Source organism: Aquabacterium sp., from assembly GCF_036279675.1.
Classification (GTDB): domain Bacteria; phylum Pseudomonadota; class Gammaproteobacteria; order Burkholderiales; family Burkholderiaceae_C; genus Aquabacterium.
The window spans coordinates 55014-74414 of sequence record NZ_DASUIS010000072.1; the positions used below are offsets into that span (position 1 = coordinate 55014).

The 19401-nt window shown below is 64.0% G+C and carries 16 protein-coding genes and 1 riboswitch; of the genes, 12 read left to right on the forward strand and 4 right to left on the reverse strand.

Annotation, left to right across the window (positions count from 1 at the left end; all coding sequences use genetic code 11):
* Position 1: 1 nt before the first annotated feature.
* Complete coding sequence (gene mraZ, locus VFW93_RS08850; protein ID WP_290672910.1) at positions 2–439, reverse strand: division/cell wall cluster transcriptional repressor MraZ; 438 nt, start codon at positions 437–439, stop codon at positions 2–4.
* Between the two features lie 307 nt (positions 440–746).
* Positions 747–1727, reverse strand: a complete 981-nt coding sequence (locus VFW93_RS08855; RefSeq protein WP_329693632.1) for a hypothetical protein — start codon at positions 1725–1727, stop codon at positions 747–749.
* A gap of 528 nt (positions 1728–2255) precedes the next feature.
* Here VFW93_RS08855 and VFW93_RS08860 point away from each other — a divergent pair.
* A complete protein-coding gene (locus tag VFW93_RS08860) occupies positions 2256–3281 on the forward strand; it encodes an AraC family transcriptional regulator (RefSeq protein ID WP_329693633.1) in 1026 nt (341 codons plus the stop codon).
* On the opposite strand, the gene VFW93_RS08865 is transcribed toward VFW93_RS08860, so the two are convergent.
* Positions 3262–6534, reverse strand: coding sequence for a DUF6701 domain-containing protein (locus VFW93_RS08865; RefSeq protein WP_329693634.1), 3273 nt, complete (start codon positions 6532–6534; stop codon positions 3262–3264). The two genes, VFW93_RS08860 and VFW93_RS08865, sit on opposite strands and share 20 nt — an antisense overlap.
* A gap of 276 nt (positions 6535–6810) precedes the next feature.
* On the opposite strand from VFW93_RS08865, the gene VFW93_RS08870 reads away from it, so the two are divergent.
* The 10 genes from VFW93_RS08870 to VFW93_RS08915 all read left to right on the forward strand — a co-directional run bounded on the left by VFW93_RS08870 (position 6811) and on the right by VFW93_RS08915 (position 17656).
* A complete protein-coding gene (locus VFW93_RS08870) occupies positions 6811–7092 on the forward strand; it encodes a FeoA family protein (protein ID WP_329693635.1) in 282 nt (93 codons plus the stop codon).
* 16 nt (positions 7093–7108) lie between these two features.
* Positions 7109–8998 carry a ferrous iron transport protein B gene (gene feoB, locus VFW93_RS08875; RefSeq protein ID WP_329693636.1) on the forward strand — a complete coding sequence of 630 codons (1890 nt, stop codon included), beginning with the start codon at positions 7109–7111 and terminating at the stop codon, positions 8996–8998.
* 2 nt (positions 8999–9000) lie between these two features.
* A complete protein-coding gene (locus VFW93_RS08880; protein WP_329693637.1) occupies positions 9001–9255 on the forward strand; it encodes a hypothetical protein in 255 nt (84 codons plus the stop codon).
* A gap of 159 nt (positions 9256–9414) precedes the next feature.
* Complete coding sequence (locus VFW93_RS08885) at positions 9415–9654, forward strand: hypothetical protein (protein ID WP_329693638.1); 240 nt, start codon at positions 9415–9417, stop codon at positions 9652–9654.
* Between the two features lie 62 nt (positions 9655–9716).
* Positions 9717–9829: riboswitch (TPP riboswitch) on the forward strand.
* A 139-nt stretch (positions 9830–9968) separates the two neighbouring features.
* Entirely contained in the window at positions 9969–11870 is a 1902-nt protein-coding gene (gene thiC / locus VFW93_RS08890) for a phosphomethylpyrimidine synthase ThiC (RefSeq protein WP_329693639.1), read from the forward strand.
* 2 nt (positions 11871–11872) lie between these two features.
* On the forward strand, positions 11873–13030 hold the full coding sequence (locus tag VFW93_RS08895) for an FAD-dependent oxidoreductase (protein ID WP_329693640.1): 1158 nt from the start codon (positions 11873–11875) through the stop codon (positions 13028–13030).
* Positions 13031–13038: 8 nt separating this feature from the next.
* On the forward strand, positions 13039–13281 hold the full coding sequence (thiS, locus tag VFW93_RS08900; RefSeq protein ID WP_329693641.1) for a MoaD/ThiS family protein: 243 nt from the start codon (positions 13039–13041) through the stop codon (positions 13279–13281).
* Between the two features lie 28 nt (positions 13282–13309).
* On the forward strand, positions 13310–14110 hold the full coding sequence (locus VFW93_RS08905) for a thiazole synthase (RefSeq protein WP_329693642.1): 801 nt from the start codon (positions 13310–13312) through the stop codon (positions 14108–14110).
* 5 nt (positions 14111–14115) lie between these two features.
* The gene (thiD, locus tag VFW93_RS08910; protein WP_329693643.1) at positions 14116–15714 is read left to right on the forward strand and encodes a bifunctional hydroxymethylpyrimidine kinase/phosphomethylpyrimidine kinase; all 1599 of its coding nucleotides are present in this window, start codon (positions 14116–14118) and stop codon (positions 15712–15714) included.
* A 76-nt stretch (positions 15715–15790) separates the two neighbouring features.
* Positions 15791–17656, forward strand: a complete 1866-nt coding sequence (locus tag VFW93_RS08915; RefSeq protein ID WP_329693644.1) for a PAS domain-containing sensor histidine kinase — start codon at positions 15791–15793, stop codon at positions 17654–17656.
* Here VFW93_RS08915 and VFW93_RS08920 read toward each other — a convergent pair.
* Positions 17642–18127, reverse strand: coding sequence for an AtaL-like protein (locus VFW93_RS08920; RefSeq protein WP_329693645.1), 486 nt, complete (start codon positions 18125–18127; stop codon positions 17642–17644). The genes VFW93_RS08915 and VFW93_RS08920 overlap by 15 nt on opposite strands.
* A 257-nt stretch (positions 18128–18384) precedes the next feature.
* On the opposite strand from VFW93_RS08920, the gene bioB reads away from it, so the two are divergent.
* Positions 18385–19353, forward strand: coding sequence for a biotin synthase BioB (bioB, locus tag VFW93_RS08925; RefSeq protein WP_414639630.1), 969 nt, complete (start codon positions 18385–18387; stop codon positions 19351–19353).
* Positions 19354–19401 lie beyond the last annotated feature (48 nt).

The following is a 19401-nucleotide window of genomic DNA, read 5'->3' on the forward strand; positions in this document are numbered from 1 at the left end:
GTCAGAAGGTGAAGTCTTGAAGGGCCTCGGGCATGGGCTGAGCCATGACCGCGGCTTCGTGCTCGGCGTACTTCTGGGCATCCCACAACTCGAAGTGGCTGCCCATGCCCAGCAGCATCACTTCTTTGGTGAGGCCCGCTGCGGCACGCAGTTCAGGCGAGATCAGGACGCGCGCAGCGCTGTCGATCTCGACATCCATGGCATTGCCCAGAAAGATCCGCTTCCAGCCTGCTGCCGACATGGGCAGCGCGGCAACCTTGTCGCGGAAGGTTTCCCACGCGGGGCGCGGGAACACCATCAGGCAGCCATCGGGGTTCTTGGTGATCGTCAACTGGCCTGCGCAAAGAGCTTGCAAAGCGTCGCGATGGCGCGAAGGGACGGCCATGCGCCCCTTTGCGTCCAGCGACAACGCTGATGCTCCTTGGAAGACGAGACTCACACAAAACCCCACGAATTTGCACTAAATCCCACTTTACCTGATCCGCATCCCCAAAACAAGGAAAAAGCGAAAAAAAGTTCAATGAAATCAAAGACTTAGATGCGATTCGAATGGAAAAATGCAGAAAAAAAGTCCTTATAAATCAAGGACCTGCAAAGGGGTGTGGAAGTGGAAAATGAGGAGTCTCCCCCTTTGGGGCTGGGATATTCCCGATCCGTTTGACAAAGCACAAGGGCCAGCCGACCGGGTGCGAACACCTGGTCGACCGGCCCTTGCGCCAGTCAGGAAGCGAATTGTGACAGGTGGATCAGGCCTGCTTGCGCGCCTTGCGTACACGCGAGGCCACCAGCCCCCCGCCGATCAGCCACAAGGCCATGGTGGAGGCCTCAGGCACCGAGGAGACGCCAATGATCACCGGCCCCAGGTCCCACCCGATATAGGTATGGCCCTGTACCTTGCCATCGATGACATCGGCCAGCGAGCGCCCCGCCAGGTCGCCATTGAAGCTGAACTGATCGGTGCGCACGAAGCCTAGGTCATAGTTGAACACCTGAACGGTATTGGCCCCTTCCAGGAAATACAGCCGCCCCTCTTCGTAGCCAATCAGGTTGCCCACCTTGCTCTTCAAGGATGCACCGTTCCAGCCGGCAGGACCGGTGGTGAAGCCTGTCTTCTTCGAATCGAACTCCAGCGTACCTGTGGGGTAGTTGTAATAGCTCAGGGTGCCATCGGCGTCCAGCCACAGCGAGTTATCGTCGCCCATGGCCAGCAGATTGTTATTACCCAGGAGGGACTGCCCCGCCTGAGGGCCACCGGTCAGCGTCAAGGGAAACACGGCCCGATCAACGTAGGTGATGGGCTTGTCGATGTAGAAGTCCGCCCAATAGTTCTTGTTGGCCACCTTGGGATCAACGAAGTTGATGTCCCAGTCTTCCGAGATGTCTCGTGCACGGGTCAGCGTGGTCGAGTTGCCAATCACATTGGGCGAGGTGATCAGGGCCGCCCACAGGTTGTTGCTGGTCTGCTGGTTGTTGCCATCGCCCACCACCAGCGAGGGGAACATGCTGTAGAGCTGCGCGTGCGGACGCACGTCATAACCCTTGGCCGGATACCACTCCTGCGGGTAGACGGTCGCGCCTCCCGTGGTGGTGTAGCGATCCTCTTCCTGCCAGCGAGATGCCTGGGTCCAGTTGTAGGTGCCGGCCGTGGTGGCCTGCGCCTGCGTCACACCAGCCGCAGCCAGCGCCAGGATCGCCACCGTGCGCACGACCTTGGATTCATTGCTCATGAACTACTCCAATCAAATACTTCAAATACCCGCCAATCAACATCACATACCGCAGAGAAACTGCCACCACAAATGGAATGTGAAAACATGAATACTCAATTCAAATGCAAGAAGGCAATCAGGCATTCAAAAAAAGAACGGCGGCACATTTCGAGTCAATGCCCCGCCTTCAAACCAGCGCCCTTCAGCGAACATCACTCGCCAGAGGACGCCAGAGTCGCGCTTCACACTGCAGCTTTCATCAGCATGTCGAGATGGTATTGGCGGGAAAGATTCCAGCCTTGACAAGGCCTGCCTGAGGAAGGCAGCAAATATCAAACCGACCTGAATACGTTAATTAATACCGGACAGCACCCTCGATCGCGGGGCGGTATTTACACCTAGTACTCAAGTATTAGAATTCGGCCGAAAAGTCTGTCGGCTTGCTTACACTTCCCGGTCAAGGTTCGGCCATATTTGATGACACGCCATCGCAAATATTGACAATATCAGCCTTAATTTGACATTGACTGCCACCATTTCCTGAGAATGACCCACGCCTCGATCTACGTTGCCGGCACCGCCGTCAGCCTGCTGCTTGACTACATGGATCAGGCCGGGCTGAGCTTGCCGGCGTTTCGGTCTCGACTTGAAGGGCTGAAGGCCACGCCACGCATGCCCATTGCCACCTGGTGGGACATCCTGGCCGAACTCGAGCGCGCCCACCCTGTGCCAGCGCTGGGCATCCGGATTGGCGCGGTCACACACGCCCACCACATCGGCATGCTGGGCTACCTTGGCATTTACAGCGAGACACAGGTTCAGGCGCTCATGCGTTTCAGCCGCTTCCAGCGCCTGTTGCACAACATGGCCCCGTCCAAGGTGTACGTGGAAGGCGACGACCTGTTCGTCTGGTGGGACCCGGCCGCAGGCATCTCTCCCCTGTCGTCGGATGAGGTGCTGGTGTCAGGACTGATCACGCTGATCAGACGCCATGGCGTCGACCCGGATGCCGCCCCGCACCTGGTCGAGTTTCCGCAGCCTCAACCGGCTGACACATCGGCCTACGAGGCGTTCTTCAAGTGCCCGGTGGTGTTCGGTCGTGAGGCGCTCGCCGTGCGGCTGCCTGCCCGCAACATGAACCAGCCGGTGAGAACCAGCGACCCGCATCTCATGAGCCTGCTGGAGCAACAGGCCGAAGCCATGCTCCAGGAACTGCCGGATCGCGACGCGCTGCTCAAGCGCCTGCGGCATCACATCTCCATGTCGCTGCAGGATGGCACGCCCGAGTTCGGCGAGGTGGCCGCCCGCATGGGCATGGCAGAGCGCACGCTCTATCGCTACTTGCAAGAACGCGGCTTGCGCTACAAGGTCATCCTCAACGAGTTGCGCTTCCAGCTTGCCCGGGACTACATGCAGGATCCCAAGCTCTCGCTGCCCGAGATCGCCCTGCTGCTGGGCTACGCCGAACAAAGCGCGTTCTCGCGGGCCTTCAAGGAGTGGTCGGGCGAAACACCGGCCAGCTACCGCCGCGTACGTGCGGGCAACCCGCCGGTCAGTACATCTCGCGCGTGAACACCACTTTCCTGGACTCTGACGAATAAACGCCGAAGGTCGCTCGGGCGGACGGATCACGGTCATACGTGGTCACACCTGCACAGGCGTTGGTGGTGCCGTTTTGTGCTCTCAGCCAGCTCAGGCCAGCGCCTGTCGAACTCGGGTGGCTGGCCAGGCAGGACTGGTCCGTCGTGCTGCTCCCCAGATTGAGGGCGAAATCCACGCTGCCTGTGCCATTGGCGCTGGGTGCACTCAAGGTCAGCGTACCGTTGCCCGCGAGGATGGTGATGGCCGACGGCGTGGTGGACCAGGCGGAAGTAGACGCCCCCTTGCTGTCCACATAGTTGCTGCGCACCACCGAAGCGGCCGGGATGCTGGTGCAACTGTCATCGCCGTTGACCACCCACGCTCTGCCATTCCAGTACTGAGCCTGAACCGGGATGGCCAGGCTGCTTTTCTCGGAACCGAACGCATTGGAGATCCGGAGCCGCCCGCTGCGTACCGACATGGCCTGCTCGGACCCGGCGCTGGAGGACACGCCCGAGGTATCCGTGGCGCGAACGACCACGGACGTAGGTGCCGTCAGCTTGTTGGAAAAAGTGAAGGTCGGCAAGGTCGCTGTGGCCGACGTGAAGGTGGCCACGCCACGCGTGAAGTCACTGGCATTGATGGTCGCCGGCGACAGGGATCCGCTCGCGCCCACAGCCGTCAGCGTCACCGCCTTGGCGTAGTTGGGCGAGGTGTTGGCGGTCCCATCGTAGTTCACCGTGGTGCCACCCGATGCATTGGCGGCCGTTACCGTGAGCGCATCCATGGGCTGGCCGCTGTAGACAAAGGAGCCGCAACTCAAACCGCGCGTCACATTGAAATGGTGCGGCACAAAAGGCCCCACCGCCCCCGTGCTGCCTGTGCTGCCCGACACGGCCGAGCCGGAGCCCAGGTAGCTGCCGCTGACCAAGGTCGCGCTCAGGTCACCCGTCCCCACCTCGGACCACTTCAGATCGCTGATCGTGATGGCCCCCAGATTGAAGCCCGTCGAAGAGATGTAGGGAGAGGCGCCCGTCGTGCCGCTGCCGGTCAAGGCCCCTGCGGCAGAGTGGCTGCCCGTGGGTCGGTACTTGCTCCAGGCCAGGCGCACATAGTCGGTGGTGACGGCCGTTTCCTTGCCGAAGTTGGGTGTGGCCGCACCGGCGCTGTTGCGGGCCGTGACGGTTGCCGCAAACGCGTTGCCAGCCACCAGCGAGGACGCCGTCACCCCGCTGAACCCGAACGAAGCCGGGGAGGCAATGAAAGAGCTGGTGCCGGACATGCTCAGGCCCGCGTCGGCCCCGGAGCCACTGTAGCTGGCCGTCAGCGACACCTGCCCCACGTCGGCGTACAGGACATTGGTGGTGGCCATGCCGGTCGCATCAAAACTGAGGCTGATGTTCGCCCCCGTGCCATCGCAGGCAGAAGAGACGCTGCCGCCCGCATTGAGGGCCGTGCCCGCCACACGAACCGGCAAGGTGCCGCTGCTCGGGTTGCTGTAGGCACACTGGATGTTGATGGACTTGCTGACGCTGGCGAACGCCGGCACACACGAGGCCGTGCTGGTACCTTGTTTGACCGCAGTCACGGTCATGGTGGCGGAGGCCTCCGACAGGTGATTGGGCACGGACAACAGCAGCCCAGCCGTGTTCACGCTGTAATTGCACGAGCCCCCGGCAGAGGCCGCAGCCCCCAGGCCGCAATACAAGGAGGGCGAGGCTGAGGGGGTCATCGTCAGGCCGCTCAAGCCGACCGTGACGTAACCCGTGGCCGGCACCGTGGTGACCTGCGCGCTGACCGTCGTGCTGCTGGCGCCACCGCTGATGCTGAAGGCGTTGGTTGCCGCGGGCTTGACCGTCGCCCCCGTGCCCGACAAGGTCAGGTTGCCCGACACCGAGCCGGAGAAAGTACCCGTGCAAGCCGCATCTGCACAGGCCACGATCGTGAAGGTGGTGGGCGTGCAGGTCATGCCCGCGCTGCTGCTGGTGGTGACAGCCAGATGATGCAGCGGCGACGTGATGGCAAAGTTGCACGAGGCCACGCTGGTCGCCGTCACGCCAAAGCCGCAGTAAATCGAGGGGGAGCCGATCGGCGTGACCGTCAGCCCGGACAGACTCGCCGTCACATAACCCGCCGCCGGTGCCGTGGCCACCGTGAGTGAGGTGCTGACGGTGGAGCTACCCGAGGCGATGCTGAAGGCCACATTCGTGCCGTCTGACATCATCAGATAGCCGCTCACACCGCGTGTGTACAAGGTGCTGCAATCAGCCGTGGCGCACGCCCGGAGCGTGAAACTGACGGCCCCGCCTGCCAGCGCAGACGAGGACGAAGACGTCACCTCGATGTGATCCAGCGGACGCAGGGCCGTGACACCGATCACGATGGGCCCGGCATCCCAGCCTATATAGGTATAGCCCGGGATCTTGTTGTCGACCAGATCGCCCAGCGAATAGCCCGACAACTCGTTGCCCAGCGAGACCGTGTCTGTCCGCGACCAGGTCATGTCCCGGTTGTACACATGCAAGGTGTTGGCACCGACCAGGAAGTACAGATTGAACTCCTCGTAGCCGATCAGGTACTGCAACTTGCTGCTCAAGGTCTGACCGGCAAAGGCCCCGCCCGAGAAGGTCGTGGTGCTCGGGTTGTACTCCAGCAGCCCCCCGACGCCATACCAGTAAAAGCTCAGGGAGCCATCGTTGTCCAGCATGACGAAGCGCTTGTCGCCAAAGGCCAGCAACTTGCCATTGCCCAGCACGGACTCCCCGTTGTGGGGCCCACCCGACAGCGTGAGCGGGTAGACCCAGCGCAACACGGAGGGATCCCCCCAGGCCCAGGAAAAGCCGAAGTACTGGTTGGCATACCAGTTGAAGTAGTAGTTGTTGGTCGAGTCGTTGGGATCAACGTAGTCGATGATCCAGTCCTCCGACAGGTCCTTGGCCCTCACCAGCGAGCTGGAACTGCTGAGGATGTAGCTCGATTCGATGAGCGACTTCCACAGGTTTGCGCACGTCTGCTTGATGTTGCCCGACACCACCGCACTGGGAAAGATGACGCTGGTCTGTTGAGGCGGGCAGACGTCGTACTCGTTGAAGTTGCCGAACTCCTCCGGGTAGACCACGACACCGCCGGATGAATAGCGCCCCCACTCGTTCCAGCGGGCGGCGAAGGTGTAGTTGCCTGCGTAGTTGTACGCCTGCGCCGCACCGCCCCACCAAAGGGTCAGCAGGCAGATCAACCACCTCATCCTGACCAACACATCGCTCGGCATCATGCCAACACACTCGGAACGAAGAACGTTATTCAACATAACAAAGATCTTCGCTGACCGTCAAGCCACCGTCTTGCCCGCATTGACCAATATTTGGCAAAACCTGCCTTTTCCGCAGATTTGACATGCTGGAAATGGCATGAAGTATGCACATGCACCCAGCCCCTGAATGCGGGAGTCATACCCGAGTTCCGTGACATGGATCAATGAAAGTCATTGCGAATCGTTCGCATTTAAACTTAGAATGGGCTCATGAAATCGCAACGCCACCCTCATCACAGCAAGTCGCCGGCCATCACGCTGGACAAGCTGCCCGTGCGGGCGGTGGCGACTATCCAGGACATCAAAGCCGGCCACCACGATGGCGGCGCGCTCAAACGGCGCCTGATGGAGTTGGGCTTCGTGCCCGGCGAGCGCGTGCAGGTACTGCGTCGCATCTTTTTCGGGCGGGGCCCCCTGGCTGTACGCGTGGGCACCAGCACCTTTGCCATGCGCAAGCTGGAATCGTCTCTGATCGAAGTTGTGCTGGCCTGACAGCAGGAGTTGTGTCATGGCCGCAGCGACACCCGACGTGTCAACCTCCCCGCTGATCGCACTGGTCGGCAACCCCAACTGCGGCAAGACGGCGCTGTTCAACCGCTTGACGGGCGCCAAACAAAAGGTTGGCAATTACGCTGGCGTCACGGTCGAGCGCAAGGAAGGCCAGTTTGTCTCGCCCGCCGGCCAGAGCTGGCGCCTGCTGGACTTGCCCGGCGCCTACAGCCTGCTGGCGGCCACGCCCGATGAAGCCATCACCCGCGATGTGATCGCCGGCGTGCGTGCGGGCGAATCGGCGCCCGTCGGCCTCGTGTGCGTGGTGGACGCCACCAACCTGCGCCTGAACCTGCGCATGGTGCTGGAGTTGCAGACTCTGGGCGTGCCCATGGTGCTGGCCATCAACATGATGGACCTGGCCACCAAGCGCGGCATCCACATCGACACCGCGAGGCTGCAGCAGGAACTGGGCATCCCCGTGATCGAAGCCGTGGCCGTGCGCACCGGTGGCGAGCGCGCCCTGCTTGAACAGCTGGACAAGCTGGACTGGGGCAAGCTGCCCAAGCCCTCGGCACCGCGCCCGATGGAACGCATTGCCCAGGCCTCGGTGGAAGAAACGCACAAACGCGTCGGCCAGTTGCTGGCGACCTGCGTGACCATGCCCGAACATGGTTCGCGACTGACTGCCGTGCTGGACCGCTATGTGCTGCATCCGGTCATGGGCCCGCTGATCCTGGCGGCGCTGATGTTCCTGGTGTTCCAGGCCGTGTTCACCTGGGCCGCCGTGCCAATGGACCTGATCGACGGCGCCATGGGCCAGATCGGTGATCTGGTGAAGACCCACATGGCCGACGGCATGCTGCGCAGCCTGCTGGTGGATGGCGTGATTGGCGGGGCTGGCAGCGTGCTGGTCTTCCTGCCCCAGATCGTGATCCTGTTCGGCTTCATCCTGGCCCTGGAAGACTCGGGCTACCTGCCTCGTGCGGCCTTCCTGCTGGACCGCATCATGGGCAGCGTGGGCCTCTCCGGCCGCGCCTTCATCCCGCTGCTGTCGAGCTTTGCCTGCGCCATCCCCGGCATCATGGCCACGCGCACCATCGCCGATCCGCGCGACCGCATCGTCACCATCCTGATCGCCCCCCTGATGACCTGCTCGGCCCGCCTGCCGGTCTATGCCTTGCTGATCGCGGCCTTCATCCCCGAGCGCACGGTGGGCGGCATCTTCAATCTGCAGGGGCTGGTGCTGTTTGCGCTGTACATGGCCGGCATCCTCTCGGCGATGCTGGTGGCGCTGGTGCTCAAGAAGTTCATGAAGCAAGGCGGCGCACAGCCCCTGCTGATGGAACTGCCGGATTACCACGTGCCGCATCTGCGCAACCTGGCCCTGGGCCTGTGGGAGCGTGCCAGCATCTTCGTCAAGCGGGTGGGCACGATCATCCTGTCGCTGATGATCGTGCTGTGGTTCCTGTCGAACTTCCCCTCGCCACCCGATGGCGCCACAGGCCCGGCCATTCAATACAGCCTGGCCGGCATGGCCGGGCGTGCGCTGGAAGTGATCTTCGCGCCCATCGGCTTCACCTGGCAGATCTGCATCGCACTGGTGCCCGGCATGGCCGCACGTGAAGTGGCCGTGGCTGCGCTGGGCACGGTGTATTCGATGTCGCAAACAGGTGATGAGTTGAGCAGCGCGCTGCAAGGCCTGATCGGTCATGCCTGGTCCCTGCCGACGGCCCTGTCGCTGATGACCTGGTATGTGTACGCACCGCAATGCCTGTCCACGCTGATCGTGACACGGCGTGAAACGAATGGCTGGCGCGTGCCGATGATCATGCTGGGCTATATGTTTGCCCTGGCATATGTGGCTTCGTACGCGGTCTATCACCTGGCCCTCAGGTGGGGAGCCTGATCATGCGCGCGGACTGGCAAAGCCTCGTCACCCTGGCCATCGGCCTGATGGCGGCTGCCTACCTGATGCGGCGCTGGTGGCCGGGGTTCAAGGGCCTGTTTGGCAACCCAGCTACCGCGGCGTCATCCGGCTCGACTGCCTGTGGCACCAAGACCACCTCTTCGGCGTCGTGTGGCAGCGGGTGCGGCAACTGCGGCCACAGCGCCGCCCCCGGCAAGGATCACCGCATCCGCATCGTGGCGCGGGACCAGGCCTGAGCCGGTCAACCCTGCTTCCCTGAGTGCCTTCCTGGGGTTTTTGTCCCCCATGGTCGAGGGATATGGCCCCCCTGTGCCGGGGATGGCCCCACCTCCCCCCGCTTCCTACACTCAATCCATTCAGAAATATTTCAGGCATTCACTGTCATTGATCACCCCATGCGACCGTTGTACGCCATCGCGCCCCTTGCTTTGCTGCTGGCACTCATTGGCCCCACGCCCAATGAAGCCAACCAGGCCCTCACGGCATTCAAGGACCGCTTCATGACTCCCAAAACGCCGCAACGCGTGGAGTCCGCCCATGATCTGGCTGTCATCAAGCCCGCCATCGCAGGCAATGGCAGCAGCTTCAGCGCCATGCACAAGAACGGCGTGATTGAAGCCAGCTTCCATCACTGATCGCTGATTTCCCTTATTTCCTGACAGGCATTTCATCTACCCCTTCGCTTGCGCTTACACTCTGCGCTGCTCCGGGGTGTGCCTCACGAGATTCGTGCTGGCGCTGAGATGGAATACCGAACCCGCTGAACTTGATCCGGTTCATACCGGCGAAAGAAGAGCTGTACCTGATGCGAGTGGTCCGCCCTCGCCCCTTCTGTCCACCTCAAGTGGACGGGCCTGGGGCCTGATCACACCTCGCAGCGCCTGACACCCGTCAGGTTCCAGGCACCCCTCGGAGCATGTGTTGCCACTGCCATCCGATGGAGCTGCCGATGAACGCCCCCGATCCTGCCGTCGCCACCGCTGCCCTGCAAGCGCTCGATGAACTCACGCGTCTGACCCGCGAACCCCTGCCTGCTTCCCGCAAGGTGTACGTGCAAGGCAGCCACCAAGGCGTGCGCGTGCCCATGCGCGAGGTCAGCCTGACCAACGGCGAGTCCGTGACGCTGTACGACTGCTCGGGCCCGTATACCGATCCGAACGTCAGCATCGACGTCACCAAGGGGCTGCCGCCTGTGCGCGAGGCCGCCGTGATCGCCCGTGGTGACACGGAAACCTACGAAGGTCGCTCCATCCAGGCCGTGGACGACGGGCTCAAGCCCGACGAACGCCATGACGAGCGCATGGCCGCCCTGCGCGCCGCCGCCGCCGGTCTGCAACGTACACCACGTCGCGCCAAGGCCGGCCACAACGTGACGCAGATGCACTACGCGCGCAAAGGCATCATCACGCCCGAAATGGAGTTCGTGGCCCTGCGCGAAAACCAGCGCAGACTGGATCTGGCCGAAGACTGGCGCAGCAAGTACGGCGTCGATGCCGAACGCGAGACCCGTCTGCGAGGCAACCCGATGGGCGCGGCCATCCCGCGCGAGATCACGCCCGAGTTCGTGCGCGAAGAAGTGGCCCGTGGCCGCGCCATCATCCCGGCCAACATCAACCACACCGAGCTGGAGCCGATGGCCATTGGCCGCAACTTCCTGGTCAAGATCAACGCCAACATCGGCAACTCGGCGGTCACATCCAGCATTGAAGAAGAAGTGGAAAAGCTCGTGTGGGCCATCCGCTGGGGTGCCGACAACGTGATGGACCTGTCCACCGGGAAGCACATCCACACCACGCGCGACTGGATCGTGCGCAACAGCCCCGTGCCCATCGGCACCGTGCCCATCTACCAGGCGCTGGAAAAGGTGGGCGGCGTGGCCGAAGACCTCACCTGGGCCATCTACCGCGACACCCTGATCGAGCAAGCCGAACAGGGCGTGGACTACTTCACCATCCACGCTGGCGTGCGCCTGCCTTTCATCCACCTCACGGCCAACCGCCGCACCGGCATCGTCTCGCGTGGGGGCTCGATCCTGGCGAAGTGGTGCATCGCGCACCACAAGGAGAACTTCCTGTTCACGCACTTCGAAGAGATCTGCGAGATCATGAAGGCGTACGACGTGAGCTTCTCGCTGGGTGATGGCCTGCGCCCGGGCTCGCTCAGCGATGCAAACGACGAAGCCCAGTTTGCCGAGCTGAAAACGCTGGGCGAACTCACGCAGATTGCGTGGCAGCACGACGTGCAGACCATGATCGAAGGCCCTGGCCACGTGCCCATGCACATGATCCAGGCCAATATGGACGAGCAGCTCAAGCACTGCCACGAAGCGCCCTTCTACACCCTGGGCCCGCTGACCATCGACATTGCTCCCGGCTACGACCACATCGCCAGCGCCATCGGTGCAGCCATGATCGGCTGGATGGGCACGGCCATGCTGTGCTACGTCACCCCCAAGGAGCACCTGGGCCTCCCCAACCGCGACGACGTCAAGCAAGGCCTGATCGCCTACAAGATCGCCGCGCACGCCGCCGACATCGCCAAGGGCCACCCCGGTGCCCGAGCCCGTGACGATGCGCTCTCGCAAGCCCGCTTCGACTTCCGCTGGCAGGACCAGTTCAACCTGGGTCTGGACCCCGAGACCGCGCGCGACTTCCACGATGAGACGCTGCCGAAGGACGCCTCCAAGGTGGCGCACTTCTGCTCGATGTGCGGCCCCAAGTTCTGCTCGATGAAGATCACGCAGGAGGTGAGGGAGTTTGCGGCGCAAGGCATGGCCGCCAAGTCCGAAGAGTTCAAGACCGTGGGTGGCGAGCTCTACATCCCCATCAAGGCAGACAAACCGGCGGCCTGATCATGTGCAGCGCAAGCCATGCGGGAGACCGCAAGCTGAAGATCGGCATTGCCGGTGCGGGTCTGCTGGGCCGACTGGTGGCCTGGACCCTGGCCCACCAAGGCCACCAGGTCAGCGTGTTCGACCCCGCCCCCGGCCCGCAACCGGCCTATGACGGGCACGGCGCAGCCGGCTTCACCGCGGCCGGCATGCTCAGCCCGCTGGCCGAACTGGAGTCGGCCGAGCCTGACGTGGCCGAGCGCGGCTGGCACTCGATCACGCGCTGGGAGCAGATCACCGGAGCGCTGGCTCGGCGTACCTACAAGCCACCATATTTCGCACAACGCGGCAGCCTCATGGTGGCGCACGGCACCGATCTGGGCGCGGCAAAACGGGTGTTGAGCCGCCTGGACGATGGCCTGCACACCCCGGCCCGCCGCACCACGGCTGCGCCCAGACAACCCGAGCCCTTGAGTGCCGGCCAGTTGCGACAGGTCGAGCCCTGCCTGCATGGCAGCGCCGGCCCTCTGCATGCCTGGATGCTGCACGGCGAAGGCCACATCGACACCGTGCGCACGCTGCAATGCCTCTTTGAAGATGCGCCCCATGTGCAGTGGCACTGGGCGCAACCGGTCAAGCACGTCAGCCCGCACAGGCTGGACGTGGCCGGCTGCCACAACCATCAGGCCGATCACTTCGACTGGGTCTTCGACCTGCGCGGCACCGGCGCCAGACCGGACGCCCCCGTGCGCGGTGTGCGAGGTGAGGTGGTGTGGCTGCATGCCCCAGGTGTGGAGCTGCAACGCCCGGTGCGGCTGCTGCACCCACGCCATCGCGTCTATATCGTGCCCCGGCCGGGCGACATGGTGCTCATCGGTGCCAGCGAAATCGAAAGCGAGGATCGCTCGCCCATGTCCCTGCGATCAGCCGTCGAATTGATGGCCGCTGCGCACAGCGTGATCCCCGCACTGGCGGAGGCCCGCATCGTGCGCATGGACGTGAACCTGCGCCCCGCCCTGCCCGACCACCGTCCCGAGATCCACATTGAACCCGGCATGGTGCGCATCAACGGCCTGTACCGCCACGGCTGGCTGCTGGGCCCGTCTCTGATCGACGAGGCCTTGGCACGCATCGGCCTTGCCAGCACGACAGCCTGCGATGACCCCGCCCTGGCCATCTGATTGACCCCATGAACATCGCTGCATCTCCAGCCCTGCACATCACCGTGCACACGGACCAAGGCCCTTTGAGCCTGCCACCGGGCAGCACCCTGAGCGACGCGCTGGCGCACTTGCTGCCGCTGATGAACAAGCAAGCAGAACAGGTGGCCACGGCCGTCAACGGCGAGTTCGTGGCACGTGGCGCACGCGCTGCGCACCTGCTGCAGGACGGCGACGCCGTGCTGTGCTTTTCCCCCATCACCGGCGGATAGATGCCTCACGCTCACAAGGAGACCCGACATGACAGACACCTGGCAGATTGGTGACACCACCCTGCACAGCCGCTTCCTGCTGGGCACGGCAGGCTACCCTTCGCCACAGGTGCTGCGCGAAGCCATCGACGCCTCCGGCTCGCAAGTGCTCACGCTGGGCCTCAAGCGGACGCTGGCCGTGCCGGGCAGTGGCGACAACGGCTTCGTGCAGATCATCCGGGACACGGCCAGAGAACGCGGCGCCCATCTGCTGCCCAATACTGCCGGCTGCCGCAGCGCACGCGAGGCGATCAACCTGGCCTACATGGCGCGCGAGCTACTGGGCACGCACTGGATCAAGCTGGAAGTCGTGGGCGATGAGCAGACGCTGCAACCCGACCCCTTCGAGCTCGTGGAAGCTGCACGCCAGCTGATCAGCGATGGCTTCGAGGTGCTGCCCTATTGCACCGATGACCTGGTCAGCGCACAGCGCCTGGTAGACGCTGGTTGCCGCATCCTCATGCCATGGGCTGCGCCCATTGGCTCCGGCCTGGGGCTGCTCAACCCCTGGGCGCTGCGCACCTTGCGTGCCCGCCTGCCGCACATCACCTTGATCGTGGACGCGGGCCTGGGGGCCCCATCACATGCCGCGGCCGCGATGGAGCTGGGCATGGATGCCGTGCTGTTGAACTCGGCTGTATCGCAGTCAGGCAACCCGGTGGCCATGGCGCGCGCGTTTGCCCATGCCGTACAAGGCGGCCGCACCGGATTCCAGGCCGGCCTGATGGCCACGAGTGACGTGGCCGTGGCCACCACGCCTGTGGGCGGTCAACCTTTCGTCTTGTTGTGATGCCCATGCCTCCTGCTGCTCGTCCCCCCGTTGTATGGAGCATCGCCGGCCACGACAGTGGCGGCGGCGCCGGCCTGAGTGCCGACCAGCGCGCAGCCGACGCCATGGGCGTGCACCTGTGCCCGGTGGTCGCCAGTGTCACGGCCCAGAACTCGACGGGTGTTCAGGCGGTCTATCCGCTGTCACCCGCCCAACTCGACGCCCAACTCAAGGCCCTGGCCCAGGACATGCCGCCTGCGGCCATCAAGACGGGCTTGCTGGGGGACACCACCTTGATCGAGATGGTCGCCAGCTGGGTCAGGCAACTGCGTGAACACAACCCCGATCTGCCCCTGGTCATCGACCCGGTGCTGGGCGCGTCGGCCGGTGGTGCCGCCTTCTGCAATGACGAGATTCTGTGGGCCTACCGGCGCCACCTGCTGCCACTGGCCACGCTGATCACACCGAACCGGGCAGAAGCTTGCCGCGTGCTGGGGCGGCCTGGCCGCCACGATGGCCCCCAGCAGGATCTGCCTGATCTGGCCTTGCGCCTGCGCGAGCTGGGTGCACGCAACGTGGTCATCACCGGCGGCGATGCGCCCCTGGCCGATTGGGCCCTGGACTGGATGGATGCGGCGCCTCATGCGCATGGCTGGCTGTGCAACCGCCGTATCCCCACCCCCCATCACCATGGCAGTGGATGCACGTTCGCGGCCGCCGCGGCCAGTGCCCTGGCGCTAGGGCATGTGTGCGCTGACGCCATCGTGCTGGCCAAGATGCTGACCACCCAGGCGCTGCAAAGGGCACACGAGGCCGGTCAAGGCCCCGGCCCCGTCATGGCCTCAGCCGCACAAACGCTGGGCCCCCTGCCCTGGCTGGGCATCGGCCGCGCCTTGCCATGGCAGCTCACGCATGGCCAAGGTGAGACCACGCCCTTGTTCAAGCCCTTCGAGCCCCCTGCGGACGGCCTTTACGGCATCTTGCCTGACAGCGAGCGACTCCGCAGTGCCGTGGACGCAGGACTGCAATGCCTGCAGTTGCGACACAAACCATCAGATGGTGTGGCAGCCCACATGCGCGCCAGCGCAAGCGCCTGCGCCCAACAGGGTGCCTTGCTCTTCATCAATGACCACTGGCAGCAAGCCTTGGCCATGCAGGAAGACACTGGCCTCCACCTGGGGCAAGAGGATTTGCAGGCGCTCGACGAACCATCGTGCGAGCGCCTGCTGAACGCACGCCACCGCGTCGTGCTCGGGTTGAGCTCCCACAGCGTCTGGGAGCTGGCACGTGCGGCAGGTTGTGGCGCCAGCCTCATCGCTTGCGGCCCGGTGTTGCCCACCACCACCAAGGACATGCCCTGGGTGCCTCAAGGCGAAGACAACCTGCGATGGTGGGTTGCGCACAGCCCTGCCCCGGTGGTGGCGATCGGCGGCTTGCTGACACCACAGGACCTCAGCCGGTATGCGGCCTGCGGCCCTGCAGCCTTGTGTGTGGTGCGCGGGCTGGGTGACAGTGCTGACGCCATGCGTACCACCGTACCCACCTTGCGCCAGGCTGTATCAGAGGGCCGGGCTCGCGTTTTCCCGCCATCAGATCGGCTGATGCTGCCGCACCCTGTGCTGTAGTTGCGCAACGCCAGGCACGCTTAAGGTCCGCTTGCTTTTCTTCACGAGGCCTTTCTGATAGCGTTGATGCACTCCCATGGTGCAAACATTCCTGATGACGCCTGCATCGGTCCGTCGCCCGCCCGCGTGGCGCCTGTACGTGTATGTACTGGCGCCCTCCGTGGTGGTGGTGAGTCTCGCCGGCGCGCTGGCCATCACCACCATCATGCTGCTGGGCGCGGTGCGCGCTTATGTGGGCGGCGAAAGCCTGTGGTCCAAAGCGCGCAACGAAGCGGTGCAACACCTGCGTGACTACGCCAGCAGCCACGACCCCGCCGACTACGCATTGTTCGAACAGGCGCTGCGGGTTCCTCTGGGTGATCGGCGGGCCCGCGAAGGCATGAGCAACCACTCGACAGACACGCAAGCCATCCGGCAAGCATTCCGGGAGGGGGGCAATCACCCGGATGACATCGACGGCATGATCACCCTGTTCCGTCATTTTGGCAGCCGCGATCTGTTCAAGGACTCGCTGGCCGCCTGGGAAGAAGGCGATGAGCTGATCGCGCAACTGCAATCCAGAGGGCAGGCTTTGCGCACAGCCGTGTTGCAGGGCTCGCCGCCCGCGGACCTGCGCGCCATCCTGCAAGACATCCGGGACATCAACACGGCGCTGTTCCAGGCCGAGATCCGCTTCAGCGCCAACCTGGCCCGCGCCTCTCGTGTCACCGAGAACCTGTTGACGGGCTCCACGCTGCTGGCGATGGCCGCCCTGTCGCTCACGGGCTACCTGATCATGCGACAAGGCCTGATGCGCCAGCAACGTTATCAGCAGGCGCTGTCTCGCGCCAATCGCAAGCTCGAACTGGCCGTGCTGGGCGCCCGAATGGGCTTGTTCGAACTGAGCGCCGATGGCAGCGTCGTGACGCTGGACGCCCATGCCGCGGCCTTGTACGGGCTGGAGGAGCGCGCCATCACCCTGCCCGGGCGCGCGCTCATGGAACGTGTGGTGCCCGAAGACCGCGGCCTGGCTGAACAAGCCGTGAAGGCCGCCCTGGCAGGCGAGGACCTGTTTCGGCTGACCTTGCGCGTCATGGTGCCGGGCCAGTCCCAGGCGCGCTACCTCGAAACCATTGGCAGCCTGCCCGATCATGGCGCAGACCCCGCCTTGCGCCTCATTGGCGTCGTGCGCGATGTCACCCAGGCGCACCACCAGCAGCAGTTGCACATCGAGCGCGACGCCGCAGAGAAGGTGGCACAGTCACAGCGCCAGTTCCTGTCCCGACTCAGCCATGAGTTGCGCACCCCGCTCAACGCCATCCTGGGCTTTGCACAACTGCTGTCCATGGATCGGCAGCACACCCTGCCACCACCTCAGCAGAAGCAGGTGGAGTGGATTCTGGATGCGGGGCAGCAACTGCTCAAGCTGGTCGAAGACGTGCTGGACCTCAGCAAGGTGGAAGCTGGCGAGATCGGCATCCACCCGAGTCCGACCGAGCTGTCGGGCATCGTGCACGCCAGCCTGGTACTTGTGGAAGCGGCACTGCAGCGTTATGAGGTCACCGTCGTCAACCGCATCCCGGCGCAACGCTTTCATGTCCTGGCGGACAGCGCCCGCCTGCAACAGGTGCTGGTCAATTTGCTGAGCAATGGTTGCAAGTACAACCGCCCTGGTGGCCACATCACGCTGGACGCCAACGAAGAGGCCGACCACATCAGCCTCGTGATCGCCGACAACGGCGTGGGCCTGACGCCGAAGGACACGGCCGAGCTCTTCCACCCCTTCAGTCGGGTTCAGGCCATGTCGGCCAAGGTCGAGGGCACGGGGCTGGGCCTCTACATCGTCAAGCAACTGGTGGAGCGCATGGGCGGCAGCGTGACCGTCTCCAGCGAACTGAATGTGGGCTCGCGCTTCACAGTGCGGCTGCCCAAAGCCCCGCCAGCGCCATCAGTGGCTGTTTGAGGCGAACTCGCCGTTGTCCAGCCACTCGCGCAGGCTTCGCACCATGTCCCGGTCGTTGTGCAGCCAGGCGTTGTGGCGGTAGTCGTTGTAATAGGCCTCTTCGGCCGTTTGCTCACCCATGGCCACGTAGACGAAACGCAGCACCATCTGGTGAGGCTGCGGCTCTTCGATGCTGATCGTCAGGCGGATGGGCGCGGTCTCGCCATGCGGCTCGGGCGTGAACTGCATGCTTTGCTGAGGCACAGTGTGAACCTCATCCTTGAACGCGTGCTGACCAAACTTCAGCGTGCGGCTGAAAACGCCCGGCGCCGTTTCCTGCCAGTCGCACGATTCGGGGCCATTGGGGAAGCGCTGCGGCGTCTGGACGCGCGCCATCAGGCCACGCCACAGTTGCTCGCGGGTGAAGACGGACACCACCGTCTGCACGGCGACCTTGGGTGAATTGATCTCGATGAGGTGTTCAAAACGCATGGCGCGAGCTTACATTGACGCAAAATCAATTCACGTCATCAGACTGATTTTAACGTCACCCATGTCATGCGCACGGCAGACTACACTCGCATCTGCTTGCTCCGTCAACTCATGCCGCGCCCGGGCGCGGTCGTCAGTCCATGTCTTCTCAGTGCTCGACCCCCTCTTCGACTGAATCCAAGCCGATCCAGATCGTCCCCAAGAAGGCCATCCTCAACAGCCACGGCTGTGGCGGCGACTGCACCGATCCGGACGGGCTGGACGCACGCTGGCCCCGCGCCAAGGTGCTGGAACTGCTGAACCTGCCCTTCAACGATCTGCTTTGGCAGGCCCAGCAGGTGCACCGCGCCAACTGGGACGCCAACGAAATCGAGCACGCCACGCTCTTGTCGGTCAAGACCGGCGGCTGCCCTGAAGACTGCGGCTATTGCCCGCAATCGGCCTCGCACGACACCGGCGTGGAAGCCAGCAAGCTGATGTCGCCCGACGAGGTGCGTGAAGCCGTGGTGGCCGCACGTGAAGCTGGTGCCAGCCGCTTCTGCATGGGCGCCGCCTGGCGTGCCCCGAAAGACCGCGACATCGAGAAAGTGGCCGAGCTGATCGGCGTGATCAAGGACGAAGGCCTGGAAGCCTGCTGCACCCTGGGCATGCTGACCGACACGCAAGCCCGGTCGCTCAAGGATGCCGGCCTGGATTACTACAACCACAACCTCGACACGGCGCCCGAGCTGTACGGCGACATCATCTCCACCCGCGATCTGCAGGACCGCCTGGACACCCTGGGCCACGTGCGCAGCGCCAATATCAAGGTTTGCAGTGGGGGTATTGTGGGCATGGGCGAAACCCGCGAAGGCCGCGCCGGCCTGATCGCCCAGCTTGCCAACCTGCCCACCTACCCCGAATCCGTGCCCATCAACGATCTGGTGCGCGTGCCAGGCACCCCGTTGGCCGACACGCCGCCGCTGGACCCCCTGGAGTTCGTGCGCACCATCGCCGTGGCGCGCATCACCATGCCCAAGGCCCGCGTGCGCCTCTCCGCTGGCCGCCAGGCCATGAGCGAGGCCGTGCAGGCGCTGTGCTTCCTGGCCGGCGCCAACTCCATCTTCTACGGCGACAAGCTGCTGACCACCGGCAACCCGGCTTTCGACAACGACCAGGCCTTGCTGAAGAAACTGGGCCTGCGCAGCGGCAAGGCCGTGACGGCCCGGGTTGACGCGAGCAACTGACACCCGGTTGAACCCTAGCGCGGCGCATCGGGCGCCGGGCGCCATAAT

Coding starts and splice junctions, on each gene's coding strand:
- VFW93_RS08880 (WP_329693637.1), top strand. CDS start 9,001: ATGCGCGCGGACTGGCAAAGCCTCGTCACCCTGGCCATCGGCCTGATG.
- VFW93_RS08860 (WP_329693633.1), top strand. CDS start 2,256: ATGACCCACGCCTCGATCTACGTTGCCGGCACCGCCGTCAGCCTGCTG.
- VFW93_RS08895 (WP_329693640.1), top strand. CDS start 11,873: ATGTGCAGCGCAAGCCATGCGGGAGACCGCAAGCTGAAGATCGGCATT.
- thiD (WP_329693643.1), top strand. CDS start 14,116: ATGCCTCCTGCTGCTCGTCCCCCCGTTGTATGGAGCATCGCCGGCCAC.
- VFW93_RS08905 (WP_329693642.1), top strand. CDS start 13,310: ATGACAGACACCTGGCAGATTGGTGACACCACCCTGCACAGCCGCTTC.
- VFW93_RS08865 (WP_329693634.1), bottom strand. CDS start 6,534: ATGAGGTGGTTGATCTGCCTGCTGACCCTTTGGTGGGGCGGTGCGGCG.
- VFW93_RS08855 (WP_329693632.1), bottom strand. CDS start 1,727: ATGAGCAATGAATCCAAGGTCGTGCGCACGGTGGCGATCCTGGCGCTG.
- feoB (WP_329693636.1), top strand. CDS start 7,109: ATGGCCGCAGCGACACCCGACGTGTCAACCTCCCCGCTGATCGCACTG.
- VFW93_RS08885 (WP_329693638.1), top strand. CDS start 9,415: ATGCGACCGTTGTACGCCATCGCGCCCCTTGCTTTGCTGCTGGCACTC.
- VFW93_RS08920 (WP_329693645.1), bottom strand. CDS start 18,127: ATGCGTTTTGAACACCTCATCGAGATCAATTCACCCAAGGTCGCCGTG.
- VFW93_RS08915 (WP_329693644.1), top strand. CDS start 15,791: ATGGTGCAAACATTCCTGATGACGCCTGCATCGGTCCGTCGCCCGCCC.
- thiC (WP_329693639.1), top strand. CDS start 9,969: ATGAACGCCCCCGATCCTGCCGTCGCCACCGCTGCCCTGCAAGCGCTC.
- thiS (WP_329693641.1), top strand. CDS start 13,039: ATGAACATCGCTGCATCTCCAGCCCTGCACATCACCGTGCACACGGAC.
- VFW93_RS08870 (WP_329693635.1), top strand. CDS start 6,811: ATGAAATCGCAACGCCACCCTCATCACAGCAAGTCGCCGGCCATCACG.